The sequence below is a fragment of the Streptomyces sp. NPDC090442 genome, assembly GCF_044769405.1.
Lineage (GTDB): Bacteria > Actinomycetota > Actinomycetes > Streptomycetales > Streptomycetaceae > Streptomyces.
Genome location: NZ_JBIVXW010000029.1, coordinates 47,287 through 72,931, shown reverse-complemented (window position 1 = coordinate 72,931; position 25,645 = coordinate 47,287). Strand labels below are relative to the sequence as shown.

At 73.1% G+C, this 25,645-nt stretch carries 18 protein-coding genes, 1 pseudogene and 1 riboswitch; of the genes and pseudogenes, 6 read left to right on the top strand and 13 right to left on the bottom strand.

Annotation, left to right across the window (positions count from 1 at the left end; genetic code table 11):
- Positions 1-61 precede the first annotated feature (61 nt).
- The 4 genes from ACIQU6_RS21325 to ACIQU6_RS21310 all read right to left on the bottom strand — a co-directional run bounded on the left by ACIQU6_RS21325 (position 62) and on the right by ACIQU6_RS21310 (position 6,161).
- Positions 62-934 carry a hypothetical protein gene (locus tag ACIQU6_RS21325; protein ID WP_403483218.1) on the bottom strand — a complete coding sequence of 291 codons (873 nt, stop codon included), beginning with the start codon at positions 932-934 and terminating at the stop codon, positions 62-64.
- 145 nt (positions 935-1,079) lie between these two features.
- Complete coding sequence (locus tag ACIQU6_RS21320; RefSeq protein ID WP_403483217.1) at positions 1,080-2,306, bottom strand: VWA domain-containing protein; 1,227 nt, start codon at positions 2,304-2,306, stop codon at positions 1,080-1,082.
- 34 nt (positions 2,307-2,340) lie between these two features.
- Entirely contained in the window at positions 2,341-4,977 is a 2,637-nt protein-coding gene (locus tag ACIQU6_RS21315) for a DUF5682 family protein (RefSeq protein WP_403483216.1), read from the bottom strand.
- Complete coding sequence (locus ACIQU6_RS21310) at positions 4,974-6,161, bottom strand: AAA family ATPase (RefSeq protein ID WP_403483215.1); 1,188 nt, start codon at positions 6,159-6,161, stop codon at positions 4,974-4,976. Before ACIQU6_RS21310 ends, ACIQU6_RS21315 begins: the two co-directional genes overlap by 4 nt.
- 235 nt (positions 6,162-6,396) lie before the next feature.
- Between ACIQU6_RS21310 and ACIQU6_RS21305 the strand changes: the two genes are divergently transcribed.
- Both ACIQU6_RS21305 and ACIQU6_RS21300 read left to right on the top strand, forming a co-directional pair.
- Positions 6,397-7,596 carry a hypothetical protein gene (locus ACIQU6_RS21305; protein WP_403483214.1) on the top strand — a complete coding sequence of 400 codons (1,200 nt, stop codon included), beginning with the start codon at positions 6,397-6,399 and terminating at the stop codon, positions 7,594-7,596.
- Positions 7,597-7,818: 222 nt separating this feature from the next.
- Positions 7,819-9,369 carry a DUF5691 domain-containing protein gene (locus ACIQU6_RS21300; RefSeq protein ID WP_403483213.1) on the top strand — a complete coding sequence of 517 codons (1,551 nt, stop codon included), beginning with the start codon at positions 7,819-7,821 and terminating at the stop codon, positions 9,367-9,369.
- 320 nt (positions 9,370-9,689) lie between these two features.
- On the opposite strand, the gene ACIQU6_RS21295 is transcribed toward ACIQU6_RS21300, so the two are convergent.
- On the bottom strand, positions 9,690-10,148 hold the full coding sequence (locus tag ACIQU6_RS21295; RefSeq protein WP_274913831.1) for a cobalamin B12-binding domain-containing protein: 459 nt from the start codon (positions 10,146-10,148) through the stop codon (positions 9,690-9,692).
- A gap of 363 nt (positions 10,149-10,511) precedes the next feature.
- On the opposite strand from ACIQU6_RS21295, the gene ACIQU6_RS21290 reads away from it, so the two are divergent.
- Positions 10,512-11,318, top strand: coding sequence for an esterase/lipase family protein (locus ACIQU6_RS21290; RefSeq protein WP_403483212.1), 807 nt, complete (start codon positions 10,512-10,514; stop codon positions 11,316-11,318).
- Positions 11,319-11,358: 40 nt separating this feature from the next.
- Here ACIQU6_RS21290 and ACIQU6_RS21285 read toward each other — a convergent pair whose 3' ends face one another.
- A complete protein-coding gene (locus ACIQU6_RS21285) occupies positions 11,359-11,508 on the bottom strand; it encodes a hypothetical protein (RefSeq protein WP_403483211.1) in 150 nt (49 codons plus the stop codon).
- Positions 11,509-11,647: 139 nt separating this feature from the next.
- On the opposite strand from ACIQU6_RS21285, the gene ACIQU6_RS21280 reads away from it, so the two are divergent.
- Complete coding sequence (locus ACIQU6_RS21280) at positions 11,648-13,300, top strand: peptidoglycan DD-metalloendopeptidase family protein (RefSeq protein ID WP_403483210.1); 1,653 nt, start codon at positions 11,648-11,650, stop codon at positions 13,298-13,300.
- 89 nt (positions 13,301-13,389) lie between these two features.
- On the opposite strand, the gene pcrA is transcribed toward ACIQU6_RS21280, so the two are convergent.
- Complete coding sequence (pcrA, locus tag ACIQU6_RS21275) at positions 13,390-15,948, bottom strand: DNA helicase PcrA (protein WP_403483209.1); 2,559 nt, start codon at positions 15,946-15,948, stop codon at positions 13,390-13,392.
- A gap of 234 nt (positions 15,949-16,182) precedes the next feature.
- Positions 16,183-16,368, top strand: a riboswitch (cyclic di-AMP (ydaO/yuaA leader).
- Positions 16,369-16,375: 7 nt separating this feature from the next.
- Here pcrA and ACIQU6_RS21270 point away from each other — a divergent pair.
- Complete coding sequence (locus ACIQU6_RS21270; protein WP_403483208.1) at positions 16,376-17,521, top strand: NlpC/P60 family protein; 1,146 nt, start codon at positions 16,376-16,378, stop codon at positions 17,519-17,521.
- 185 nt (positions 17,522-17,706) lie between these two features.
- Here the strand turns inward: ACIQU6_RS21270 and ACIQU6_RS21265 are convergent, their stop codons facing one another.
- Positions 17,707-18,060, bottom strand: a complete 354-nt coding sequence (locus tag ACIQU6_RS21265; protein WP_274913838.1) for a hypothetical protein — start codon at positions 18,058-18,060, stop codon at positions 17,707-17,709.
- A 255-nt stretch (positions 18,061-18,315) separates the two neighbouring features.
- On the opposite strand from ACIQU6_RS21265, the gene ACIQU6_RS21260 reads away from it, so the two are divergent.
- Complete coding sequence (locus ACIQU6_RS21260; RefSeq protein WP_403483207.1) at positions 18,316-18,942, top strand: C40 family peptidase; 627 nt, start codon at positions 18,316-18,318, stop codon at positions 18,940-18,942.
- A 435-nt stretch (positions 18,943-19,377) separates the two neighbouring features.
- Here the strand turns inward: ACIQU6_RS21260 and ACIQU6_RS21255 are convergent, their stop codons facing one another.
- From ACIQU6_RS21255 to ACIQU6_RS21235, 5 genes and pseudogenes are all read right to left on the bottom strand, one after another.
- Positions 19,378-20,502 carry an alpha/beta hydrolase gene (locus ACIQU6_RS21255; RefSeq protein ID WP_403483206.1) on the bottom strand — a complete coding sequence of 375 codons (1,125 nt, stop codon included), beginning with the start codon at positions 20,500-20,502 and terminating at the stop codon, positions 19,378-19,380.
- A gap of 215 nt (positions 20,503-20,717) precedes the next feature.
- Positions 20,718-21,428, bottom strand: a complete 711-nt coding sequence (locus tag ACIQU6_RS21250) for a LuxR C-terminal-related transcriptional regulator (protein WP_403483256.1) — start codon at positions 21,426-21,428, stop codon at positions 20,718-20,720.
- A gap of 119 nt (positions 21,429-21,547) precedes the next feature.
- On the bottom strand, positions 21,548-22,876 hold the full coding sequence (locus ACIQU6_RS21245; protein WP_403483205.1) for a PspC domain-containing protein: 1,329 nt from the start codon (positions 22,874-22,876) through the stop codon (positions 21,548-21,550).
- An 11-nt stretch (positions 22,877-22,887) separates the two neighbouring features.
- Positions 22,888-23,658 (bottom strand): protein kinase, encoded by a 771-nt coding sequence (locus ACIQU6_RS21240; RefSeq protein WP_403483204.1) that lies wholly within the window; start codon positions 23,656-23,658, stop codon positions 22,888-22,890.
- 903 nt (positions 23,659-24,561) lie between these two features.
- Positions 24,562-25,645 (bottom strand): annotated as a pseudogene (locus ACIQU6_RS21235) (serine/threonine protein kinase); the annotation flags it as partial.

The following is a 25,645-nucleotide window of genomic DNA, read 5'->3' as shown; positions in this document are numbered from 1 at the left end:
AGCGGGCAGACCTGTGCCGCCCCCGCGCGGCAGGTCTTTTCAGACGCGGAAGCGGTCTGCCCTAGCCGGGGAATTCGAGGATTTCGTCGGCCCGGTGGCGCGTCGGAGCGCCGTCGGCCGCACGGACGCCACCGGGCAGCAGCCCGAAGCGCGGGGAGTCCGCCGGAGCGGCGGCGTGCTGGTCTCCGCTACGGGGGCCGTGGCCGCCGCCCGCATTGTGCGCGGGCGGGGCGACCGGGCCCTGCGGGCCGTGGTGGCCGGCGTCCCGCTGCACAGCGACGGCGGGGCGGGGCGGGGCGGCGGCCGGGTGGTGCGATGCGGCGTCGCAGTGCGCGGTCCGGATCAGGTGCGGCGTGGCCGGGCCGTCGCCGGTGGCCGCGGTGCCCGGACCGGCCGGGGTGCCACCGGGCGCCCCGCCGTGCGCGGGCGTGCCGCCGTCGCCGGGTCGCCCCGGCTGGGTGCCGACGGGCAGTTGGACGGGCAGCGTCTCGCCGACCGCGCGGCCGATCCCGCCGATCTCTCTGACCACGCCGGTGACGCCGGCGTCCACCGGGCCGGCGATCCGGCCGGTGACGGGTGCGGCGGCCCGCTCGGCGGGGCGCACCGCGCCCACGACCGTCGTCGCCGCGGTGTCCGCACGCCCGGTGAGCCCGGTGCCCTCGGCGGCCCCCTGCCGCGCCAACGCGGCCCCGGACTGCGGCAGTCGGCCGGTCTGCAGCGGCGCGTCGGCGCCGCCCGGGGCCTGGGCACCGGTCAGGGCCGGCGCGGCCGGATGGCGGTCAGCGGGCGTCCGGTCGGCGGCGTGCGCGCCGGTGCCGAAGGCGACGCCGAGGAGGACGAAGCCGATCAGGAAGAGCCCCGCCAGCAGTGCGCGCCGCACGACCACGGTGCGCGGCGGGCGCACGGCGGCAGGCAAGGCGAACACAGCGGACAAGGAGGGGACCTTCCCAAGTGGACGGGGACAGCCGCGCGCGATGCCTCGGTGTCGCACCCGTCACGGGTGATCGAGCGATGCCCTGATCCTTGCATGACCCGCCAGGTGCCACGCAAGTCCCCCCGGACTTCCTGTCGCCGTCCTGTCACCGTTGCTCCGCCATGTCCGGTATGGGCAACGGCCTTTTCTCCAGCGCTGCCGCCATCACCTCCGGGAAGTGGTCCGGCGTACAGGCGAACGCCGGTGCCCCCATGGCCGCCAGGGCCGCCGCGTGCTCCCGGTCGTAGGCGGGCGTGCCCTCGTCGGAGAGCGCGAGCAGGGTCACGAACTCCACGCCGGACGCCCTCATCGCGGCGACCCGCCTGAGCATCTCGTCGCGGATGCCGCCCTCGTAGAGGTCGCTGATGAGGACGACGACGGTGTCGGCGGGGCGTCGGATCCGCGACTGGCAGTACGCCAGCGCCCGGTTGATGTCCGTACCGCCGCCGAGTTGGGTCCCGAACAGCACCTCGACCGGGTCGTCCAGATGGTCCGTCAGGTCCACCACGGCGGTGTCGAAGACGACGAGCCGGGTGTCGACCGCCCGCATCGAGGCCAGCACCGCCCCGAACACCGACGCGAACACCACCGACGCCGCCATCGAACCGGACTGGTCGACGCAGAGCACCACCTCCTTCCGCACCGACCGGGCGGCGCGCCCGTATCCGATCAGCCGCTCGGGGACGACGGTGCGGTGTTCCGGGAGGTAGTGCTGGAGGTTGGCCCGGATGGTGCGGTCCCAGTCGATGGCGCGGTGCCGGGGGCGGGCGGTCCGCGCGGCGCGGTCCAGGGCCCCGCCGAGCGTGGCCCTGGTGCGGGCGGCCAGTCGCTCCTCCAGTTGCCCAACGACCTTGCGGACGACAGCTCGTGCCGTCTCCTTGGTGGCCTCGGGCATCACCTTGTTCAGCGAGAGCAGGGTGCCGACCAGGTGGACGTCGGCCTCGACGGCCTCCAGCATCTCCGGCTCCAACAGCAGGGTGGCCAGCCCCAGGCGGTCGATGGCGTCCCGCTGCATCATCTGCACCACGGCGGACGGGAAGTACCGCCGGATGTCGCCCAGCCAGCGGGCCACTTGGGGCGCCGACGCACCGAGGCCGGCCGCCCGCGTACCGCCGCCGTCGCGCGCCCCGCGGCCCGACCGCGGTTGCGGACGCTGCCCGTAGAGCGCCTCCAACGCCCCGTCCCTCGCGGCGTCCGCGCCGCGCGGCACGCAACCGGTGCCGTCCGCGCCGGCGCCGCCCAACACCAGCCGCCAGCGACGCAGCCGCTCGGCCTCCTGACCCGCCTTCCGGTCCGGCTGTCGGTCCGGCTCCCGGTTCGTCTCGATGGTCATCTTTCCGCCCCCGTCAGGCTGTTGGGATGTGTGGTCACCGTGCGCTCGTGCATCCGCCGGTGTCTCCGCAGTCGTCGGTGTCCGTGCCGCCACGCCCCTCAGCCGTGACTGCGGCTGCCGCTGCGGCCCCGCTCTCCGCCATGTCCTCGTCTGCCGCCCCGCGTTGGGGTAGGGACAGCAGGAGTCGGAGGGTCGGGAGGACGGCGGCGGCGCGGTCGCGGTCCAGGCCGGGGCCGAAGCCGGGCGCCGCCGCGTCTTCCGGGCCGGCCGCCGGGTGGCGGGGGCCGTCGGACGGACCACGCCGGACCAGCTCGCCGAGGCTGCGCCGGACCCCGGTGTCGTACTCCGCGAACGTGCGCCGCAACAGCGGCAGTACATGGCGGAACGCGCTGTCCGGCACGCCCGTCAGCCAGCCGTCGACCAGCGCCAACAGCCGTACGTCGTGCACCAGCAGCAGGCCCCCGTCCGGGCCGCCGACGAAGCCCTCGATCCATCCCGCGGCATCGGCGGGCGGGGCGCCGGGCGAGAGGGAGAGCGCCATCAGCCGATCCGCACCGTCGGCGGCCAACCGTCCGTCGTCCAACAGGAGCCGGGTGGCCCGCCCGCGGAGCAGCCCGGGGATGCCGTCCCGCTCGGCGAGCAACCGGAGCACGGCGGCCCAGCGCTCCCGTAGGGGCGCCGTCTCCTGGGCCACACCGGACGACGGGGTCGAGGGCGCTCCCGCTCGCCCCCTCCCCGCGACTCCCCCTACCGGCGTGGTCTCCCCCGTATCCGCCGGGTCTGCCGTCTCCGCCATGCCCGCCGTCTCCGGCGGCTCCTCCCGCTGTCCGAGGAGGCCGACGGCCCGGTGGGTGGCGTCCAGGTGGCCGCGCATCTCGTCCGCGCCGTCCACGTCCAGGCCCGAGCAGGCCGGTGGCAGGCCGACGAAGATCCGCTCGGCCAGCCCCAGTGCCACCCCGCGGAGCGCTGCCGCGTCGGTGCCCCGGACGTCCCCGTAGCGCACCGACCGGACCAGGGCGGGCAGGGCCTGGGCGAGATGGCCGACGTCCGCGTCGAGGGCCGCGCGGTCGGCCAGCGCCCGCATCACCACCGCGAGCGCATCGGGTAGTTCGGCGAGCAGGCAGCGCTCGGCGAGCGCGGTGACCTCGGCGAGGGCGGCGGCCTGCGGGGCGTCCGCGGCGGCCTTGGCGGTGGCGGCGGCGAGCACCGTGGTGCCCCATACGCCGGCCTCCGCGACCCGCACCGACAACTCCGGCTCCCAGCGCAGCCGCCAGGTCTCCCGGAAGGTGCCGGTGCTACCCCGGGAGCGGGTGGGCTCGCCCCAGGGGACGCCGAGCAGCCGCAGGCGGTGCAGCAGCCTGCTGCGGCCGGCGTCGGTCTCCTTGCGGAGGTCGAGGTCCAACTCCCGTTCCGCCGGCTCGGGTTTGAGCCGCAGGATGCGCCGGCAGCGGTCGAGGTCCCGCTGGAGCGGCACCGCCGGGGCGTCCTCGGGCACCTGGCCCAGTACGTCGCCGACCACCAGCCGGTCATGGATCAGCGCGGAGGGTGCGTCGGAACCGTTGCCCATCACGGCCCGGACCGCGTCGTCCAGTTCGGCGAGCCCGGCCAGCGGGCGGCCGCGCATCGCCGCGAGCCCTTCGGCGAGCCGCACCGCCTCGATGACGTGGGCCGACGAGACGGCGTGGTCCTCCTCGCGCAGCAGCCGGGCGACCCTGGTCAGCCAGCGCTCCACGGGGTGGTCGGGGGCGTCGAAGAGATGCCCGTACCAACCGGGGGAGGCGATCCCGGCGCCGTAGCCGCTGCGTCGGGCCAGCCGGCGGTGGGTCCAGGGGACCCAGGTCACCGCCGTCCTCACCTTCGGCAGGCCCTTGAGGAGCTGCCGGTCGGCGGCCACCGTGGGGCGTGTCCGTCGATCGCCCGAGCGCGGCCGCGGGGCCAGTGCGGGCACGTGCCAGGCCCCGCACACCACGGCTACGGGGTCGCCGAACTCCCGCCGGGCGGCCCGCAGTCGGAGCCGCATCTGGGCCTCCCGCACCAGATCGCGACGGTGCCCGCCATCGCCGTAGGCGGCGCGCAGCTCCGCCATGGCCTCGGCGAGCGCGGCGAACGGAGCCAACGCGTCCGCCCCCGGCCCGTCCGCCCCGCGGTGCTCGACCACGTCCTCCCACCAGCGCTCGGGATCGTCGTGCCCGGCGACCTCGGCGAGCACCCGGAGGGGGTCCAACCGCAACCCCTCGGCCGTCGCGCCACCCGAGCCGCCCGGGGAACCCGCCTCCCCCTCCTCGCCTCCCTCTTCCTCGTCCGCCAGGGCCAGGGCATGCACCGCCGGAAGATCGACGAAGCGCACCGGAACCTCACGCTCCAGGGCCCACTGCAACGCCACCCACTCCGGGGAGAAGGCGGCCAGCGGCCAGAACGCCGCCCGCCCCGGGTCGTCCACGGCGTGCGCGAGCAGCGCGACCGGCGGCCGCATCTCCGCTCGGGCGGCGAACGGCACCAGGTCGTCCGCCTCCGGAGGCCCCTCGATCAACACCGCGCGGGGCGCGCACTGTTCCAGCGCGGCGCGCACCGCCCGCGCCGAACCGGGCCCGTGGTGCCGCACCCCGAGCACCACCGGTTCGTCCCCGCCCCCGGATGCCCGCCCACGCCCCGTCCCGCTCCCGCTGGTCATGCGCTCACCTCCCGGCAGGCGCGGTAGAAGTCCTTCCAGCCGTCGCGCTCGCGCACCACGGTCTCCAGGTACTCCTGCCAGACGACGCGGTCCGCGGCCGGATCGCGGACCACCGCGCCGAGGAGGCCGGCCGCCATGTCCCCGGGGCGCAGCACGCCGTCCCCGAAGTGGGCGGCCAGCGCCAGTCCGTTGGTGACGACCGAGATGGCCTCGGCCGTGGAGAGCGTCCCGGACGGGGACTTGATCTTGGTGCGGCCGTCGGCCGAGACGCCTTCGCGCAGCTCGCGGAAGACCGTCACCACCCGCCGGATCTCGTCCATCCCCTCGGGTGCGGGCGGGAGGCGGAGCGAGCGGCCGATCTGCTCGACCCGTCGCGCGACGATGTCCACCTCGTCGTCCGCGGTGGCGGGCAGCGGCAGGACGACGGTGTTGAAGCGGCGGCGCAGCGCGCTGGAGAGGTCGTTGACCCCGCGGTCGCGGTCGTTGGCAGTGGCGATCAGGTTGAAGCCGTGGACGGCCTGCACCTCCTGTCCCAACTCCGGTATCGGCAGGGTCTTCTCCGACAGGATGGTGATGAGGGTGTCCTGGACGTCGGCGGGGATCCGGGTCAGCTCCTCGACGCGCGCGGTCATCCCCTGCGTCATCGCCCGCATGACGGGGCTGGGCACCAGGGCGTCCCGGCTGGGCCCGTGGGCGAGCAGGTGGGCGTAGTTCCAGCCGTAGCGGACGGCCTCCTCGGGGGTGCCGGCGGTGCCCTGCACCAGCAAGGTGGAGTCGCCGCTGACCGCCGCCGCCAGATGCTCCGACACCCAGGTCTTTGCCGTGCCGGGCACGCCGAGGAGCAGCAGGGCGCGGTCGGTGGCGAGGGTGGCGACCGCGACCTCGATGATCCGTCGCGGGCCGACATACTTGGGGGTGATGACCCTGCCGTCGGCGAGCGTGCCGCCGAGCAGATACGTCGCGACCGCCCACGGCGAGAGCCGCCAACGCTCCGGCCGGGGCCGGTCGTCGACCGCCGCGAGCGCCGACAACTCCTCGGCGAAGGCGACTTTGGCGTGCGGCCGCAGCACTTCCCCCACGGACGCCGGCCACACCGCTTCCCCCGCCTCACCCCGACCCGCACCCACCGCCTCACGCGCCTCGCGCGCCGCATCGCCTGCCGTCGTGATCTCGTTCTCGGTCATCTCTCCCCCTCGTCGCACGATGCGCGATCGGCACCCGCACCGACCCCGCCGACCGCTTGCGGTTCCAAGCCTGCACCCGACCACTGACAACGACCCCAAAACCCTTTCTGACCTGCGGAGTTCAGGGTGTCCGGCGGGCGTTGTCAGTGGTCGGTCGTAGCGTCGAGGACAGCACATCCGCAGGAGGTCGCAGAAGGTCGACGGCGATCGACGAAACATCCACTGGGGGTCGGAGATGAGTGCGCACGGGGAACGCTGGACGACGGAACAGGTGCTCGCGCCACTGACGCCTGACGAGGCTTCGCGCACGGCGGCCGAACGGCTCGCGACGCCAGGCCGATGGTCGCAGACGAGCACGAGCACGAGGACGCATGCGGGCGTGGGCGCGGCCGCGGGCACCACGGAGGCCGGCGCCCCGTGCCGTACGCCCGCGGATCCGGAGGCGGCCCGGCAGCGGGCGGAGCGCCGCCGGCAGCGAATCGCCGCCGGGGCCACCGAGTTGGAGCGACGGCTGGAGGATCTGCTGCACTCCGGCCTCACGACGGCCGGTCGCGGCGGCGGGAGCGCCGCACACGAGGACGGCACGGTCAGCGGACGCGACTCCTGGGACGAGACCGCCGCCCGGATGGTCGACGCCCAGGCTCCCGGGCTCGCGGCCCGCGTCCGGGAGTTGGGCGCCCTCCCGGCATCGGGACCGGACTGGCCGTCCCGCCTCCTGGAGGAGTGCGCCCTGCTGCACCTCCTCGACCAGGGCTTCCTGGGCATGGGGCGGCTGCCGGCCCCGCTCGCGGCGACGGTCCGGTCCCGCGTCGGGCTGACCACGGACGCCGCGGACGTACTCGCCGCCCCGGATGCGGTGACGGTCCGGGACCGCTGGCTCGTCCTGGCCCAACAGGACGCCCGCGAAGGTCCGTTGACCAGTCGACGCATCTTCCTCCGCGGCGAGCGGACCGGCCGGATGGCGCTGCACCTCTCCTTCGGCGGCCCGCACCGCCCCCTGGACGTGACCCTGCCGCCCGGCCTGCTGCTCGACGCCGATCTGGCCTACTACCCGGGCGCCCGCCCGCTGCGCGCCGCCCTCGGCGAGCGGCACGCCCCCGCGGTCCCGGGCCCGGCCCCGTCCGGCTGCGGCGTCGACGCCGCCCTCGCCGCGTACGGGCACGCACTGCGCGCCGACCCCTGGCTGGCCGCCTGGCCGGTGGTGCTCGCCGACGTCGTCCCGCTACCGGCCGGGGACGGCGACGGCTGGCAACTGGCCGATGCCGACGGCGAGTCCGCCCTACCACTGGACCCACGCGGTCTGGGCCACCCGGCCCTGTGGTCACTGGTGTCCATATCGGGCGGAGCGCCGCTCACGGTCTTCGGCGAATGCGGCCACCGCGGCTTCCTGCCCCTGACGGCGTGGGACCCGACCCCGGTACCGCTGCCGGTCTGACCGACCCGCCCGGCGACTCCCTGTCCCAACTCCCCACTTCGCACCCCCGCTTCCCCTTTCCCGGCTCTCAGGCAACCCAACTCCCCCTCGGGAGGCACCACATGCCCACCACGCCCCTCTCCCCCAACGCGCCCCCACCTCCACCCCCCCGCTCCCCTCCCCGCCCCGTGGCCCGACCTGGTCAGTGCCGCGCTGCTGGGGACCGAGCGGCGCACCCCGCCGGTGGTCGTACGGGCCGGACAGAGCGCCGCGGCCGCGCTGTTGGACGCGGCGGCGCTGAGCACCGTGCGGCGGCGCGCCGCACTGCGCCCCGCTCCGGCCGGCGAACGACTCGCCCCGGCGCCCGTCGACCCGCGCCCGCCACTGCCGCCGGCCGCGCGCCGCCGGTTGGCGTTCCTGCTCGCCGACCGGGGCCCCGGCTCCGGAGGCCGGCGCGGCACGACCCCCGACCTCACCGAGCTGCTGCCCCAGTGGTTGGCCGCCGCGGGCGAGCACGGCTACCGCGCCCCGGAGGCGCTGTTGCCCGCCCTGTTGGACGCCGCCCGGGCCCGTATGGACCTGCGGCCCGCCGCGCTCGCCCTGGCGGGCCCCCGCGGCCTGTGGCTGGCGCGCCTCAACGACGCCTGGCGGTTCGCGCTCCGCGGCATCGGCGGCGCACTGTCCCTGCCGGGGACGGACACCCCGGAGGCGGTCCAACGGCTGTGGGAGGAGGGGTTGTTCGCGGAGCGGGTGGCACTGCTGACCGCGGTGCGCCGCCGCGACCCGGAGGCCGGCCGTCAGCTGCTCGCCACCACCTGGGCGACCGAGCGCGCCGAGGACCGCCTGATGTTCCTCGACTCCCTGGGCGAGGCCCTCACCCCGACCGACGAGCCGTTCCTGGAACAGGCGTTGTCCGACCGCAGCCGCACTGTCCGCGCGATCGCCGCGGAGCTGCTCTCCGCGCTGCCCGGTTCCGCGCTCGCGGCCCGGATGGCCGAGCGCGGCCTGACCTGCGTACGACGGTCCCGCCCGGCTCCCGAGGCCCCGAGCAGCGCCGAGGTCCTGACCGTCGATCCGCCGCGGAGCTGCGACGCCGGGATGGAGCGGGACGGCGTCACCCGCCAGCCGCCGTCCGGCAGAGGGGAACGCGCCTGGTGGCTCGGGCAGTTGGTGGAGGCGACCCCGTTGGACCGCTGGACCACCCACCTCGGCGACCGCACCCCGGCGGAGATCGTCGCGCTCCCGGTCGCCGGCGACTGGCGGACGGAGCTGCACGACGCCTGGTGCCGCGCCGCGGTCCGCCAGCGGCACGCCGGCTGGGCGCGGGCGCTGCTGGGCGCGCCCGGCGACCCCGGACAGGCCGCCGCCGAGCTGGCGCCGGCCGGCTCCTCCCGGGACCTGACGAAGCTACTGACGGTGCTCCCTGAGGACGAACGGGCCCGGTGGGTAGCCGAGTTCATCGCCGGGCACGGACTCGCGGACGCCTTCCGGATGCTGGGCGTCTGCGCGGTGCCATGGAGCGAGCCGCTGGGTCGGGCGGTGGTCGACGCGCTGGACATCGCCCGGGACGCGGGCAGTTACCCATGGAGCTTCAGCGGGGTGATGGGCCTGGCCGAGCGCTGCCTGGACCCGGCGGCGGCCGACCGGCTGGAGGTGCTCACGGCGCTCACGGACGAGCCGGAGGGCGCCTCCCCGGGCTCCGGCGGCTACTGGGCCGAGGCGTTCCAGCGGTTGGTGGGCACCCTCCGGCTGCGCGCCACCATGCACGCCGAACTCTCCGGAGGGCCGTCATGACCCCCGCGTCCGCCCTGCCCCCTCCCCGCCCCCGGAACGCACCGGTCCCGTTCCGCCAACGCCCGTTCCCGCGCCCACGATCGGGCCCGTCCACGACCTACGGACCACCCGATGCGCACGGACCCCGTGATGCGTACGAGGCGCCCGACGCACACAAACCGCCCGACACGTTCACACCACCCGGGCCGCCCGGGCCACTCGCGCCCTCCGTGCCGTCCGGACCCCCAAGTCCGTCCACGTCGCCCGGGCCATGCGACACATGCGGACCATCCGGCGCGTACGGGCCGTCCACCACGTACGCGCCACCCGTCCCGGCCGGCTCACACCGCCAACGGGCGGACGTTCGCCGTGACCCACTCCACGATCGAGGCGGTGGTCGCGCCCGGCGTGAAGATCTCCGCGACGCCCTGCTCCTTCAGCGGGGCGATGTCCGCCTCCGGGATGATGCCGCCGCCGAAGACCTTGATGTCCGCCGCGTCCCGCTCCGCCAGCAGGGCCAACACCTTCGCGAAGAGGGTGTTGTGCGCACCGGAGAGGATGGACAGTCCGATCGCATCGGCGTCCTCCTGGATGGCGGTGTCCACGATCTGCTCCGGCGTCTGGTGCAGCCCGGTGTAGATCACCTCCATACCGGCGTCCCGCAGCGCCCGGGCGATGACCTTGGCCCCCCGGTCGTGCCCGTCCAGCCCCGGCTTGGCGACGACGACCCGGATCGGCCCCGACCGGCCCGCCGCGCCCTGGCCCTCCGCCTGCGCCCCGTCCTGCCGCGCCACACTCATCACTGCCTCCAAGACATGCGCGGCACCGCCAGGGCGGTGCCGCCGAGCCGACATTCGGTCGCGCCACCGCGATCCGGCGGCCACGAGCGTGAACGAACGTTATCTACAGCATCCCGTACCCAGCCGTTTCGTGACATCCGGCGAGGGGGAAATCACACACGGGACACATCCGTTACGCGTCGCGTTCCGCGTGTCGCACCGCCGCCAGGGACGGCCGGCGACGCACGCGCGGGTCGGGCGCCCGGGGAGCCGCAGTCGGGCCGGTACGCCCGGCCCCACCGCCTCGCCATCGCCGCGCGCGGCTTCCCACAAGGGCATTCGGGGGTCATCGCCGCCTGCCGCGTGCCGTTCGGGAGGTCGGCCATGGGGGCCCTGACTGTTCTCTCCACCACCGCTTCGCTCCGCGCCACGCTGGTGGACGCGGCGGTGCTCGCCGCCCACTTGATCCTCTATCCGACCGGTATCACCCAAGAACGCCCCCTGCCCGTACCGTCGGCGACCGGTTCCGCGGCCCGGCTGCCGACCGAGGGCCGCGCCCACCCGCCGGTCCTGCTGCTCCACGGCTTCGTCGACAACCGCTCGGTCTTCGTCCTGCTGCGCCGCTCCCTGCACCGCCACGGCTGGCGCCACGTCGAGGCGCTCAACTACTCCCCGCTGACCTGCGATCTGCGCCGCGCCGCCGAGTTGTTGGGCCGCCATGTCGAGGAGTTCTGCGCCCGGACCGGCCACCGCCGAGTGGACATCGTCGGCCACAGCCTCGGCGGCCTGATCGCCCGCTATTACGTGCAGCGGCGCGGCGGCGACGCCCGCGTCCGCACGCTGATCACGCTCGGCACCCCGCACGCCGGCACCCGGGTCGCACCCCTGATGTCGGCGCATCCGATCGTCCGGCAGATGCGCCCGGACTCCGACGTGATAGCGGAGTTGGCGCTTCCGGCGCCGCGCTGCCGGACGCGGTGCGTGGCGTTCTGGAGTGAGGCGGACCAGGTGATGGTGCCGGCCACCACGGCCCGGATCGTCCACCCGGACCTGCGGGCCGAGAACGTCCACGTCGACGACGTCGGGCACCTCGCGCTGCCGGTCAACGCGACGGTGGCGGCCGGGATCAGGGAGGCGCTGGCCGCCTCGGCGGCCGCCCGGCCGGACTCGGACGCGATATCGGTGGCCTGATCGACGCGATCCCGATGGCCCGGCTCGATGACGGGCGCGGTCAGCCGGTCCAATAGCCGTCGCGGGCAACGCCGGTGGCGTGATCGACGACGTGATCAACGGCGTGATCGGTCACCTCGTCGACGCCCGGCCGCCCCGCCCCCGTCATTTCCCGGCCGCCGCGTCGAACGAGCGTCGAACGGGTCGCCAAGAACGCGCATGTGCGCCGTCGGAAGGCGCCCAAATGCCCTGTCCCGCCGAGCCCGAAACTTCGGGAAGATTGTGGCCGTCGCGTACCGCCGGGTACAGTCGCCGCTAATTCTCCTGCAGCCGAGGCGAAAGAGAAGTTGGTGGACGACCGTCACCCGTCAGGGGCTCAGCTTCCTCACGCCCCCGCTTCCGACGCCTCCGGTGCACAGTTGGCATACGGCGACGGTGACCCCCTCTTCGGCTCGCACCCCGGCACCTACGACACGGGCGCCTACGACCCGGCCGGGCACCTCACCGGCGCCTACCCGACCGGCAGTTACCCCGGAACCGGCTACGACACCGGCGCCTACGGCAGCACCGGCTACGACCCGTACCCGCACGCCGGCTACGACGCCACCGGCTACGGCACCGACGCGTACGCCACCGGGTACGACAGCGCCGCCTACGGGTACCCCGGCGGCCACGACGCGACGGCCCACGGCGGCTCCTACGACACCGGCGGCTACCCGACCAACGGCTTCGACGGCACGGCGTACGGCACCACCCCGTACGGCACCGGCGACGTCCTCACCGACGGCTACCCCACCGGCAGTTACCCCGAATCCGGCTACGACACCGGCGCCTACGGCGGCACCACCTACGGCTCCACCGCCCACCACAACGCGGCCTACGACACCGCCTCGTTCGCGGCCGCCGCCACCGCCGTCCAGGAACCGATCGGCTACGAGGCCACCGCGGTCTGGTCGACCGCGGACTACGCCGACCTGGACGCCCACCCGCACGACCAGGCCCCCGGCATCCCGGCCCAGGCCGGCCCGCCCGCCGACGACACCGTCGTATGGGACCAGCCGCTCGCGGAGTTCGCCGACGCAGGTGACATCGACGTCACCGCCCCCGCGCCGGACGAGGCGTCGATCGCCGAGGCAATGACGCAGGCGATGCCCGTCACCGCCGTCCCGGACGCCGCGGAGTCCTCTGATTCACCGGAGTCCCCGGAAGCACCCGCCACCGGTCGGCGCGGCAGCGCTCCCGCGGAGGGTCGGGCGACCCGTGGCCGCGGCCGCCGCCGCCAGGCCAAGCGGTCGGCGCTGCTGACCGTCGCGGTGCCCTCGGTGGCCGCGATGGGTGTCTGCGCGGCGGCCGCGGCCTCGGTCAGCCAGTTCGGCGGGGAGTCCAAGGACGAGGCGACCACCCGGTCCGCGCCGGACGCCGGCACCACGACGCGGGCCACCGCGGCCAACAAGAAGCTGGACAACCAGCTCGCCGGACTCAGCGCCAGCGCCCAGGACTTCCGCGAGCGGGCCAGCCGCACCCAGGAGCGGCTGGACCTCAAGGAGCGGCAGGCGCAGGAGCGCAAGCGCAAGGAGGCGGAGGCGGCCCGCAAGGAGGCGGAGCGCCCCAAGTTCGTGCTGCCGGTCACCCAGCGCGGGCTGAGCGCGCTCTTCGGCCAGGCCGGGGTCAACTGGATGTCGGTGCACACCGGCATCGACTTCCCGGTCGGCTACGGCACCCCCGTCATGGCGGCCACCGACGGCACCATGCACACCCAGTGGAACTCCGCCTACGGCAACATGGCGATCCTGACCGCGCCGGACGGCACCGAGACCTGGTACTGCCACCTCAGCAGCACCAAGGTCCGCTCCGGGACGGTCAAGGCCGGCGACACCATCGCCTACTCCGGCAGCTCCGGGAACTCCACCGGACCGCACCTGCACTTCGAGGTCCGGCCGGCCGGCGGCGCGGCCGTCGACCCGCTCCCGTGGCTGCGCACCCACGGCCTCAACCCGAACTGAACGGCCGGAAGCCATCGGACACTTGAGGGGCCCGCCGCACACCGCGGCAGGCCCCTCACACGTCTCCCGGCCAGCCGACCCGCCGGCGGCTAGAGCTTCTCCACCGGTGCGTAGCGCAGCAGCAGCCGCTTGGGCTTCTCGCCGCCGAAGTCGATGGTCGCCTCGGCGTTGTCCCCGCTGCCCTTGACGCCGACGACGGTGCCGAGCCCGAAGCTGTCGTGGGTGACGCGGTCGCCGACGGCCAGCGAGACCACCGGGCGGTCCTTGGTCCGCCGGGTGGCGAAGCCGCTCGGCCCCTTGGCGCGCGTCGAGGAGAGCGAGGCGCCGATGCCGCCCCCGCCGAGTCCCCCGCCCGAGGAACTGCCCGACGACAGGCCGCCCATGGACGCGGACGGCGTGGCGGAGCCGGTGCGCCGCCAGTCCAGGAAGGTGTCCGGGACCTCCTCCAGGAAGCGCGAGGGCGGGTTGTACGACGGCTGGCCCCAGGCACTGCGCATCGTGGCGCGGGTGACGTAGAGCCGCTCGCGGGCGCGGGTGATGCCGACGTAGGCGAGCCGGCGCTCCTCCTCCAGCTCCTTGGTCTGGCCGAGCGCCCGCATGTGCGGGAAGACGCCGTCCTCCAGGCCGGTCAGGAAGACCACCGGGAACTCCAGGCCCTTGGCGGTGTGCAGGGTCATCAGCGTGATGACGCCGGGGTCCTCGGCGCCCTCCGCGCCTTCGGCGGATTCCGCGGGCGCGTCGGGGATCTGGTCGGAGTCGGCGACCAGGGCGACCCGCTCCAGGAACTCGGCGAGCGTCCCGGGGCCGGGAGCGGCGGCCTCCGCCTCCTCGGCCTCCTGGGTCTCGTCGTCCTCTTGGGCCTCGCCGTGGTCCTGCTCGAACTCCAGGGCCACGGAGGCGAGTTCCTGGAGGTTCTCGACGCGGGTCTCGTCCTGGGGGTCGGTGGACGACTGGAGTTCGGCGAGGTAGCCGGTGCGCTCCAGGACCGCCTCCAGGATCGTGGCGGGGCCGGCCCCGGACTCCACGACGGTGCGCAACTCCTCCATCAGGACGTTGAACCGCTTGACGGCGTTGGCGGAGCGGGCGGCCATGCCGTACGCCTCGTCGACCCGGCGCAGCGCCTGCGGGAAGGTGATCTTCTCGCGCTGGGCGAGGGCCTCGATCATCGCCTCGGCGCGGTCGCCGATGCCGCGCTTGGGGACGTTGAGGATCCGGCGCAGCGGGACGGCGTCCTCGGGGTTGGCGAGCACCCGGAGGTAGGCGAGGATGTCGCGGACCTCCTTGCGCTCGTAGAAGCGCACGCCGCCGACGACCTTGTAGGGCAGCCCGACCCGGATGAAGATCTCTTCGAAGACGCGGGACTGGGCGTTGGTGCGGTAGAAGATCGCGACGTCGCCGGCCTTGGCGTCGCCGGCGTCGGTGAGCCGGTCGATCTCGTCGGCGACGAACTGGGCCTCGTCGTGCTCGGTGTCGGCGACATAGCCGGTGATCTTGGCGCCGGCGCCGGCGTCCGTCCAGAGGTTCTTGGGGCGGCGGTTCTCGTTGCGCTCGATGACGGCATTGGCGGCCGAGAGGATCGTCTGCGAGGAGCGGTAGTTCTGCTCCAGCAGGATCGTGGTGGCGTTCGGATAGTCCTCCTCGAACTGGAGGATGTTGCGGATCGTGGCGCCGCGGAAGGCGTAGATGGACTGGTCGGCGTCGCCGACCACGCACAGCTCGGCGGCGGGGATCTCGACCGTGCCCGGGCCCACCAGCTCGCGGACGAGGGTGTACTGGGCGTGGTTGGTGTCCTGGTACTCGTCGACGAGGACGTGGCGGAAGCGGCGGCGGTAGTGCTCGGCGACGTCGGGGAACGCCTGGAGCAGGTGGACCGTCGTCATGATGATGTCGTCGAAGTCCAGGGCGTTGGCCTCGCGCAGCCGCGCCTGGTACATCGCGTACGCCTGGGCCAGGGTCTTCTCGAACCCGTCGGCCGCCGTCCCGGCGAAGGTCTCCTCGTCGATGAGCTCGTTCTTGAGGTTGGAGATCTTGGCGCTGAAGGACTTGGGCGGGAAGCGCTTGGGGTCCAGGTCCAGATCGCGGCAGACCAGGGCCATCAGGCGCTTGGAGTCGGCCGCGTCGTAGATCGAGAAGGACGACGTGAAGCCGAGCCGCTTGGACTCCCGGCGCAGTATCCGCACGCAGGCGCTGTGGAAGGTGGAGACCCACATGGCGTTGGCCCGCGGACCGACCAGGTCCTCGACGCGCTCCTTCATCTCGCCCGCGGCCTTGTTGGTGAAGGTGATCGCGAGGATCTGGCCGGGGTGGACGTGGCGCTCGGCGAGCAGGTGGGCGATGCGGTGGGTGAGCACCCGGGTCTTGCCGGAGCCGGCGCCGGCGACGATCAGCAGCGGGCTGCCGCTGTGCACCACGGCGGCCTTCTGCTGGTCGTTGAGGCCCTCCAGGAGCGCCGCCGGGTCGATGGCCGGGCGGGCGGCACCGTCGCGGTAGTACGGCTGCCGGGGCGCGGGCGCGTCGAACTTCCCGCCGAAGAGGTCGGCGGGCATCTCGTCCGGGACCGGGCCGTGCTCGTCCTCGGGCGGCGGCGGGGGTTCCTCGTCCGGGGGGCCGAGGTCCGCCAGGAAGCTGTCGTCAAAGAGGCTGCTCATCGCCCACCGAGTCTAGGCCGCCGCACTGACAACCGGTCCCGAAGCGGCGGATTGCCCGGTACCGCCTTGGTCGGGGCGTCATCTGCGCGGCCGGGGACGCCTCGTGGGCCCTCCGCGTTCAGGTCACGAAAAGGTTTCGGGCATATCGAACACCTGCCTTCACAGGAGCCACACGAGTTGGCTACGGTCTCGCTCAAGGCAGCCCGCCGTCCCCGCGGACGACAGCGTCCGCACGGGCCGCCTCCGCCGAGTCCGGCCTGCCGCGAAGGCAATCCGGAGCCGGGGACCCACAAGCAACACCGGGGTGAATCGACCGGGGCGGCCGTCGCCAGGCGGACGCACCGGCCGTAGGGCAAGCCTTCCGTCAGCAGACCGCCCGAACCCGACAGCTAACCCGGTAGGCGGTCCACGGAAGGAGTCGCCGGCCTTGGCGTCCCATCGCAAGCCGCGCACCCCCATACTTGCCACGCCCGGCGGCCGTCGTACGGCCACCGGGCTGACCACGGCCGCACTGGCCTCGGTCACCCTGCTCTCGCAGACCGCGAACGCCGCCCCGAAGGCGCCCCAGCCGACCGTCGAAGAGGTCAAGCAGCAGGTCGACGACCTGTACCAGCAGGCCGAGGTCGCCACCCAGAAGTACAACGCCGCCAAGGAGAAGGCCGACAGCGGGCAGCGCACGGTGAACCGCCTGATCGACGAGGCGGCCCGGCGCGCGGAGCAGATGAACGAGTCCCGGCGGCGGCTGGGTTCGTTCGCGTCGGCGCAGTACCAGAGCGGCGGGATCAACCCGACCGCCCAACTGATGCTCGCCAAGGACCCGCAGCAGTTCGTCGACCGCAACCACCTGATGCAGCAACTGACCGGCCGGCAGAAGCAGGTGGTCACCGACTACCAGGAGCAGGCCGCGGCGGCCACCCGCCAACGGGCCGAGGCCACGCAGAGCCTCACGGACCTCCAGCACGCGCAGACGTCCCTGAAGGAGACCAAGCGCAACGTCCAGGCCAAGCTGGCCGAGGCGCGGCAACTGCTCTCCCGGCTGACCGCGCAGGAGAAGGCGCGGCTGGCCGAACTGGAGCGCCAGAAGGAGGCCGCGGCCGAGCGCAAGGCCGAGGAGCAGGCCCGCAAGGAGGCCGAGAAGCGGCGGCAGCATCCCGGCGGCTCCGACCAGAACACCGGCGGCGGCACCTCGTCCGGCGGCGGCGCCTCGGACGGCGGCTCGTCCAGCACCAAGGCCCAGAAGGCACTCGCCTTCGCCCGCTCCCAGATGGGCAAGCCCTACGTCTGGGGCGCCACCGGGCCCAACTCCTACGACTGCTCGGGCCTGACGCAGGCCGCGTGGAAGGCGGCCGGGGTCGATCTGCCGCGCACGACCTGGGACCAGGTCAAGACCGGCACCCGGGTCTCCACCGACAACCTGCAACCCGGTGACCTGGTGTTCTTCTACAACGACATCAGCCACGTCGGGATGTACATCGGCGACGGCAAGATGATCCACGCCCCGCACCCGGGGGCCAACGTCCGGGTCGAGTCGATCTACTACATGCCGATCTACGGGAGCGTCCGGCCCGGTTAACCGGCACACGGGCGCGCGCCGCGCCCCACTGAACCACCCCCCACACGCCACCGCGCGGCCATCCGCCGGCTCCGGGGTACGGAGCGGGACGACCGCGCGGTGTGCCGTTTCGGGCCGGGCGCTGCGGCGCCGGGGCCGGGCCGCCGGGTTCGTGCCGGGCGGGGCCGCCGGAGCGCCGGGCGGGCTCAGGTCCAGAGCACCGCGATGAAGATGTTGAGCATGGTGAGGCCGCCGACCGCGCCGAACAGCGGCTTGGCGATCTTCTCCTCGTCCCGCTTGACGTAGACCAGCGCCAGGATCACCACCAGGACGGCCAACTTGATGCCGAACTTGATGTTGTTGAGCGAGGCGCCCTGCATCTGGTTCAGGCCGACCAGCACGATGCCGGTGACCAGCATCGTCAGCGCGCCGTGCAGCATGGCCGGCACGAAGCGGGCGGTGCCCGCGCTCATCGCCTTCATCTGGGTCAGGAACCCGCCGAGGAGGGAGGCGATGCCGATGATGTGCAGGGCGACGAAGACATTGATTACTACGTCCATAGTGCTGGATCGTATCCGCCCCATAGCACGTCCTTTCCGGCAGGGCGTCCGCGATGCCCGCTTCGGTCAGGGCCCGCCGGTCCCGACCCGCCCCGACCGCCCGGGCGGTCATCCCCGCACCATGACCGGTCGGATAAGGGCAATGCCGGGCAAGGAGGTTCGCCACCGTGACCCCGGGCTTAGCTTCCTCCTGCACGCGACCGGGCCCGCCCCCTCCGGTCGCCCCGTCCCGCAGGGAAGGAAGTGACGGCCGCCATGGCCTCGCACCACACCACCGTCGAGCGACCGCAGCTCGCACCACAGCCGGCCCGGGCCCGCGCCACCCACCAAGGGCTGCTGCTCGCCGCGGACCCACAGCGCTGCCTGGACGGCGCCACGGTGCTGGAGCGCACGGGCGGCCACCAGGCCACCGCAGTGGCCGGCTGGGCCCGCCGCCTGGGCAGCATCCGCCGGCTCGGCACCCGCCCCGCCACCGCCGAGGAACGCCCCCCGGAACCCGGACCCGTCGCCGCCCCGCGCACCCCGGCACCGGGCGAACGCGCCGCCCGCGCCGTCTCCTTCGCCCACGGAGCGCTCGGCAAGCCCTACGCCTGGGGCGCGACCGGCCCGGCCGCGTACGACTGCTCGGGGCTGGTCCAGGCCGCCTGGAAGGCCGGCGGGGTCGCCCTGCCCCGGACGACCTACACCCAGATCGCCTCCGGCACCCGCATCGACTGGCCCCAACTCGCCCCTGGCGACCTGGTGTTCTTCTACTCCGGCATCAGCCACGTCGGCCTCTACATCGGTGGCGGCGAGATGATCCACGCCCCGCACCCGGGCGAGCCCGTCCAGATCACCCCGATCGACCGGATGCCCTTCGCCGGCGCGACCCGCCCGGCCTAGGGCGCTTCTGACGGATCTCCGCGGCGTCGCGGCGTCTGGCACGCACGCTCGCGGCGTTGCCGCCCAACCGCCCGGATATCGCCGCCCGTTGGGCCACCCACCCGGCCACGCGCAGACGCCCACCACCGGCCCGCCCGTCACCGTACGACCGCTCCCCCGGCCGCACCCCCGGTCGTTCCCGTGGCCGCTGCGCGCCGGACGCCAGCCCTGCTCGCCCTCGCGGTCGCCCTCCTGGCCGCTCCCCGTCACCGCCGCGGCCCCACATCCGCACCGCCCCCGTACGTCACTCGCACGCCGAACCCTGTCACGTCGTACAACGCACCGCGGCGCGGCGATGTGCCCGGTTCCGGCAACTCCGGCGGAGTTTCACCCGAACGATGAACTCCGCCTGCTGCGGCGGCCGTTAGGGCGGACCACGCCGGCGCGCCGTCGGCGCTAGCCCTTGAGGTACAGCCCGAACCACCGGAAGATCTCCGGCACTTGGCGCTTCCACACCGGCACGGTGTGGCCGCCCGCACTCGCCGAGATCTGCTGGACGGTGACCGTCGTCGGCTGCTTCGCGAGCTGCTTGAGGCCCATGCCGGCCTGGTAGCCGTCGCCGTTCGCGCCGGAGATGTACAGCGCGGTACGCGGCGGCCGCCCGGCCTCGTTGGCGGCCTTCAGGATGTGCAGCGGGTTGGTCTCCACGCGCAGCTTGGGGTCCTTGCCGGCGAGCGAATCCCGTTCTATGGCCGGGTCGTTGTAACCGGACATGCCGACCGCGGCGCGGTACCGGTCCGGGTGGGCCAGCGCCAGCTTGGTCGCGCAGTGCGCGCCCGCCGAGTAGCCGGCCAGTGCCCAGGAGTCCGGCTTGTTGCCGGCCCGGAAGTTGTCGATCACCATCTGGCGGACGTCGACGGTCAGCCAACTGTCGGCGTTGACCTTGCCGGGGAGGTTGACGCACCCGGTGTCGGCGTTGGGCAGCACGTTGGTCCGCGGCGCCACCAGGATGAACGGCTTGACCGCCCCGCTCTGCATCAGCGGCGCGAGCTGCTCGTTGGCCTTCAGCGACCCGAACCAGGACTTGGAGGACCCGGGGTAGCCGGGCAGCAGCTCGACCACCGGGAACTTCTTGTCCTTGTAGGCGGGGTCGTTGTACTGCGGCGGCAGCCAGACGTACACCTCGCCGTTGACGCCCGAGATCTGGCCCTTGAGGTCGGTCATCTGGACGCCGGGGCCCACCACCGGGTCGTCCGCCGGCCGGAAGTGCTGGAGCACCTTGGGCTCGTCCTTGAGGTTCTTGCCGCCCAGCCCGTCCGGCCCGAGGTTCCGGGCCGCGTCGATGTGGTTGCCGGTGCCGAGCAGGTCGCCCCAGTTGTCGTAGAGGTTGTTGGCGTTGTTGACCATCAGGAAGACCACCGTGATCGCGGTGGCCTGGGCGAACAGCAACATCAACAGCCGTGCCAGGCCACGCACCAGCGGCGGCCCGGCGACGCGGCCCCACACGGTGAACGGCAGCACGAGGGCGACGATCAACAGCAGGATCGAGAAGAGGAAGAAGGGCGTACCCGTCAGGCTCATCGGGATCTCGTTTCCAGGAGGTAGCGCGTGGGGCGTGGGCTTGGTTCCGGCCCCGCCTACGGGCAGCGAGCCTCTCCGCGCCCTTAGATGGTGAACCGCGCGATCCTGGTTGCCCGCCTTGAGCGCTTCTTTACGCGCCCCCTGCGTGCCCCTCGTCACGGGGGCGGATCCCGATCATCCGCCCCCGCGCCCCCACGCTCTCGCGAAACCGCAGGTCAGACCAGGCGACGGGCGGCCGCCCAACGGGTCAGCTCGTGACGGTTGGAGAGCTGCAACTTGCGCAGCACGGCGGAGACATGTGACTCAACCGTCTTGACGGAGATGAACAACTGCTTGGCGATCTCCTTGTACGCGTACCCGCGGGCGATGAGTCGGAGCACCTCGCGCTCACGCTGGGTGAGGCGGTCCATGTCCTCGTCCACCGGCGGGGCGTCCGTCGAGGCGAAGGCGTCCAGCACGAAGCCGGCCAGGCGAGGCGAGAAGACCGCGTCGCCGTCGGCGACCCGGAAGATCGCGTTGACCAGGTCCGTGCCGGTGATCGTCTTGGTGACGTAGCCGCGGGCGCCGCCGCGGATGACCCCGATGACGTCCTCGGCCGCGTCGGAGACCGAGAGCGCCAGGAACCGCACCGGCTGCTCGGGGTCGGCCATCAGCCCGGCGCAGCGGCGCAGCACCTCGACGCCGCCGCCCCCGGGGAGGTGCACGTCCAGGAGGACGACCTCGGGGCGGGTGGCGGTGATGACCGTGATCGCCTGGTCGACGTCGGCGGCCTCGCCGACCACCTCGACGCCGGTCTGCTCGGTCCGGCCGATCTCGGCCTGGACGCCCGTCCGGAACATCCGGTGGTCGTCGACCAGCACGACCCGGACGGTGCGGTCCTGGCCCTCGCCGCCGGTCTCGCCCTGCTGTGCGCCGTCGCTGCTCATCTCGTCCGTCCGTCCTTCGCTCGCTGCCCCGTCATGATCCCCCGCTCCGTCCGCGGTGCCGCCGCGGGCCCGCCGGTCGACGCCGTCGTCCCCGGGAACGCCCGGGGATGCCGTCGCGCTCATTGCGGCTCCCCCTCCGCGCCTGCGCGGCGATCGGTGCGCCCGCGCTCCTCGCCGCGCTCCATCTCCAACTCGACGACCGTGCCGCCGTCGGGGGCGGCACGCAGCCGGGCGGTGCCGCCGTTGCGCTCCATACGGCCGATGATGGACTCCCGTACCCCCATCCGGTCCGCGGGCACCGCGTCCAGGTCGAAACCGGGGCCGTGGTCGCGCACCGAGACGAAGACCGTGCGGCCCTCCACCTCGGCGAACACCTGCACCGCGCCGCCCTCGCCACCGTACTTGGCGGCATTGACCATGGCCTCGCGCGCGGCCTGCATCTGCGCGCCGAGCGCCTCGTCCAACGGGCAGTCGCCGACCACCACGACCTCGATGGGCACGCCGTGGTGGTCCTCGACCTCGGCGGCGGCCGCCCGCACCGCCTCGGCCAGCGTCGCCGGCTCCTCGTCCTCGTCCTTGCCGCGGCCCTCGGGCTTGTAGAGCCAGGCACGCAGCTCGCGTTCCTGGGCGCGGGCCAGTCTCGCCACCTCCCGGGGGTCGTCGGCGTTGCGCTGGATCAGGGTGAGGGTGTGCAGGACGGAGTCGTGGACGTGGGCGGCGACCTCGGCGCGCTCCTGGGCCCGGATGCGCATCAGCCGCTCCTCGGAGAGGTCCTGGGTGATCCGGACGAGATAGGGGCCGGCCAGCAGGGCGATGCCGACGACGACGGCGAGCGCGGCCTGGAGCACCGAGCCGAGGTTCTGCACGGAGCCCTGGAGCACGACGATGCCGGTGACCCCGACGCCGACCAGCAGCACGCCGGCCGCGCCGCGCGCCACCGGCAGCAGGCCCTTGCGGCGCCCGAGCTCCAGCCACTGGGCGCGGCGGGAGTTGTCCGCCTGGCGCCAGACCAGGGCGACGCCTGCCCCGATGAGCAGCACCGGCCAGAGGTAGACGTTGGCCCGGCCCGGCTGGAAACGGGAGGCCACGATCGAGGCCCCCGCCAGGAGCGCGATCAGGGCGAGGAGCTGCCCCTTGTCGGGCCTGCGGCCCAGCAGCCGCCGCCCCTCCGCCGCCGCGGGCTGCCGGGTCTCGACGCCGCCGACGCCCAGGGGCACGAAGAACCAGAACGCGGCGTAGAGCAGCGCGCCCATGCCGTCTGCCATGAAGAGCGCGACGAAGACGATCCGCACCCAGGTGACCGGCAGCCCGAGGTGCCCGGCGAGTCCGCGCGCGACACCGCCGAGCAGCCGCCCCTCTGCGCTGCGGTAGAGCTTGCGCATGGGTGGTTCGTCGGGGTCCGGCGCCGGGGCGTAGCCCGTCTCGGCGCGCGGTGGCGCTGTGGTCATGCCTCAGATCGTCACACGCCGGCCGGGCCGGGGACATCAGGGTCGACCCTGACCGGTCCCTGAGCTTGCTCGGGGATTCGTTGCGGGTCGCTCAGCCCGCGGCCGTGGCTTTCCGGAATCCGTCCTTCACGTTCGAGAAGACGTCCTCGAACTGGGACCAGTTCGCCGACGGCGCGGAGACGTAGATCGCGTACTCCTTCGAGCCCTCGCGACCGAAGCCCAGGTCGATGCCGCGGTACTCGCGGGCCCGGCCCTGGAAGGTGAACTCCCAAATGGCGGCCGCGTCGCCCTGGTAGATGGTGTCCTGGAGCCGGAGGCGCTTGTAGCGGGAGTACCGGGCCTTGACGTCCGACTTGGCGTTCTTGGTGCTGTCCCCGTTGACCGCCGTGCGCCACAGGTCGGGTGGGCGCCTCGATCAGGGCGGTCAACTGGCCGGCGCTGCGCGGCGGCTCCAACGGATCGACGGCGATCGCGTACGCCGTCTCCACCGCGGTGTTCTTGCGGAACGGCGGCTTCCCCTCGACCGCCTGATAGAGCGTCGCCCCCAGCGCCCACAGGTCCGAAGCCGGCCCCGGCGTACCGCCCTTGACCCGCTCGGGCGCCAGGTAGTCGATGGAGCCGACGAGTTCGCCGGTCTTGGTGAGCGTGGAGGTGCCGGTGGCGACGGCGATGCCGAAGTCGGTGAGGACCACCCGACCGTCCTCGCCGAGCAGCACGTTGCCCGGCTTGACGTCACGGTGCAACACACCGGCGGAGTGCGCGGCCCGCAACGCGGAAATCATGCCCCGGCCGATCCGGGCGGTCTCTGAGAACGCACTGATATAGTAAATTCCCTTCGCTGTCGGCGCGTTGGCACGTCGGCGAGGCGCGAGAGACCTGGCTGGAACACGATGAATCCGTATCGTCAATGCGGCGTGTTCTGGTGAGCATTCTCGGACTCCGGCGCCAATCCAGCCAACGTTGCCGAGTGCGCGCATGGCCGGTGCGAACTCAGGTAACCGCGCCGGGAAGAGTCAACTGGGGAAGCTCCATGCATGACAAGAGGGGAAGTTCCATGCAGGACAAGATTCGCACGAAGCACCGAGGCGAAGCACTGCGTCGTACAGCTGCTGCCGCATCTCTGACCCTGATCGCGGCGGCTCTGCCTGTGGCCCTCGCGACGCCCGCCTCGGCGCGGCCCGGAGATTGTACGGGTTACCTGGCCGACAAGGGCTACTCGGTCGGCTCGGGAGTGAGGCAGGCGTGTCTCATGGGGGGGACCGAGATAGGCTTCGGCGACTGCGTAATACAGCTGACAGACCTCGGGGTCAAGCACGGCGACGCAAGCAATGCCTGCAAACTAGCGTAAGAAGCGCTGATCAGCGCCATAGCCGACGTGGCACCACAGCCCCCCGGCCTCGGCAGGGGTGCAGCGAAGAACGGACGGCGGTGACCTCAGCGGAGCACGGCGCTCCGGCCTGAGCAGGACGACAACCCTGAGAAGACTTATCAGCCTCGACGGTCGTCGCCGAACAGTAGGCTCCCGGGAATAAGCCCCGGGAGCCTACTGCGCATAACGCCTCTGCACCCCGGCGTGGGGCCCCTCTCCTCCTAACACAGGCTCGCCGCATGAGACGAATTTTGTGGGAACGGTTTGCCGCGGCGACAGACACAAACAACCGGACAGTCCCTTCTGGCGACTGCCGCTACTTGTAACTGAAACCATCGCGCACCGCATTGAATACTGGCGCGTACTGCGACCATAGAGCATCGGGCGCGGACAAATAAATCGCGTACTCGTTGCCACCCTCACGCCCAAATCCCAGGTCGATAGCGCGGTACATTCTGACCGAACCCATAAACTGATACTCCCAGATGGCCGCCGGCTGCCCCCGGTATATAGTGTCCTGCAGTCGCAGCCGCGAGTAGCTAAGGCCTTCCTCCGCCTGGCGTTCCTTCACCTGCTGTTCAACCTGCTCAAAGTGCCGGACCTGGTCTGCGCTCGCAAAACCTAGCACGCTGATCTTGAGGTTGACTTTCCGAGTCGAGTCGATGTAGTCAACCTCATTGAGCTGCGGCTTGGCGATACGTGTCCAGTCGTCGGGAATCGGAAAGGAAATGCCGAAATCCTTTTCCGTGACCCGGCGATATCCGTCCGGAGTAGGTGGCAGTTTGGTCGGGCTCGGCTTCGGCTTTGCGGCAGGCGACGTGGCCTGCGCATCTCCCGATTCCTGATTCTTCGACGGACCGAGATATCCGGCCGTGTACAGCACGCCGCCCCCGATAGCCATGGCGGCGAGGGCGCCCACGACACCCCAGACGACGGCACGACGGCGGCCCCCGGAAGCAGACCGGGGAACGGCCTCGGTGCGGGATTCGACTACTGGCTCCGCCCCTTGGCCCGTCGTGGTCGTCGCGCTGGCCCCCGCAGCGCTCCCGGTGGTCGAGCCGGTGTCCGCACGGCTCCCGGTGGGGCTGGTGGGGCTTTGGGTACTGCCGGGGCCGGTGCCGGTGTGCGTGACCGGACGGGTGGGTGCCTCGGGGGGCTCGCCCTCGGGACGCCGGCCGCGGCCCACCGTCCCCAGGGCCAGCGTGGGCCACCCCATCAGCGCCGTGTCCACCTCGGCCTCGGCGGCCCGCAGCGCCTGCTCGACGACCTCGGCGGTGGGCCGCTCGGCCGGCTCCTTGGCGAGCAGCGCCTCGATCAGGGCGGTCAACTGGCCGGCGCTGCGCGGCGGCTCCAACGGATCGACGGCGATCGCGTACGCCGTCTCCACCGCGGTGTTCTTG

What these genes read in the sequence shown, in the direction of transcription:
- ACIQU6_RS21320 (WP_403483217.1), bottom strand. Translation starts at nt 2,306, where the DNA reads ATGACCATCGAGACGAACCGGGAGCCGGACCGACAGCCGGACCGGAAG.
- ACIQU6_RS21315 (WP_403483216.1), bottom strand. Translation starts at nt 4,977, where the DNA reads ATGACCAGCGGGAGCGGGACGGGGCGTGGGCGGGCATCCGGGGGCGGG.
- ACIQU6_RS21310 (WP_403483215.1), bottom strand. Translation starts at nt 6,161, where the DNA reads ATGACCGAGAACGAGATCACGACGGCAGGCGATGCGGCGCGCGAGGCG.
- ACIQU6_RS21305 (WP_403483214.1), top strand. Translation starts at nt 6,397, where the DNA reads ATGAGTGCGCACGGGGAACGCTGGACGACGGAACAGGTGCTCGCGCCA.
- ACIQU6_RS21295 (WP_274913831.1), bottom strand. Translation starts at nt 10,148, where the DNA reads ATGAGTGTGGCGCGGCAGGACGGGGCGCAGGCGGAGGGCCAGGGCGCG.
- ACIQU6_RS21290 (WP_403483212.1), top strand. Translation starts at nt 10,512, where the DNA reads ATGGGGGCCCTGACTGTTCTCTCCACCACCGCTTCGCTCCGCGCCACG.
- pcrA (WP_403483209.1), bottom strand. Translation starts at nt 15,948, where the DNA reads ATGAGCAGCCTCTTTGACGACAGCTTCCTGGCGGACCTCGGCCCCCCG.
- ACIQU6_RS21265 (WP_274913838.1), bottom strand. Translation starts at nt 18,060, where the DNA reads ATGGACGTAGTAATCAATGTCTTCGTCGCCCTGCACATCATCGGCATC.
- ACIQU6_RS21260 (WP_403483207.1), top strand. Translation starts at nt 18,316, where the DNA reads ATGGCCTCGCACCACACCACCGTCGAGCGACCGCAGCTCGCACCACAG.
- ACIQU6_RS21255 (WP_403483206.1), bottom strand. Translation starts at nt 20,502, where the DNA reads ATGAGCCTGACGGGTACGCCCTTCTTCCTCTTCTCGATCCTGCTGTTG.
- ACIQU6_RS21250 (WP_403483256.1), bottom strand. Translation starts at nt 21,428, where the DNA reads ATGAGCAGCGACGGCGCACAGCAGGGCGAGACCGGCGGCGAGGGCCAG.
- ACIQU6_RS21245 (WP_403483205.1), bottom strand. Translation starts at nt 22,876, where the DNA reads ATGACCACAGCGCCACCGCGCGCCGAGACGGGCTACGCCCCGGCGCCG.
- ACIQU6_RS21240 (WP_403483204.1), bottom strand. Translation starts at nt 23,658, where the DNA reads ATGATTTCCGCGTTGCGGGCCGCGCACTCCGCCGGTGTGTTGCACCGT.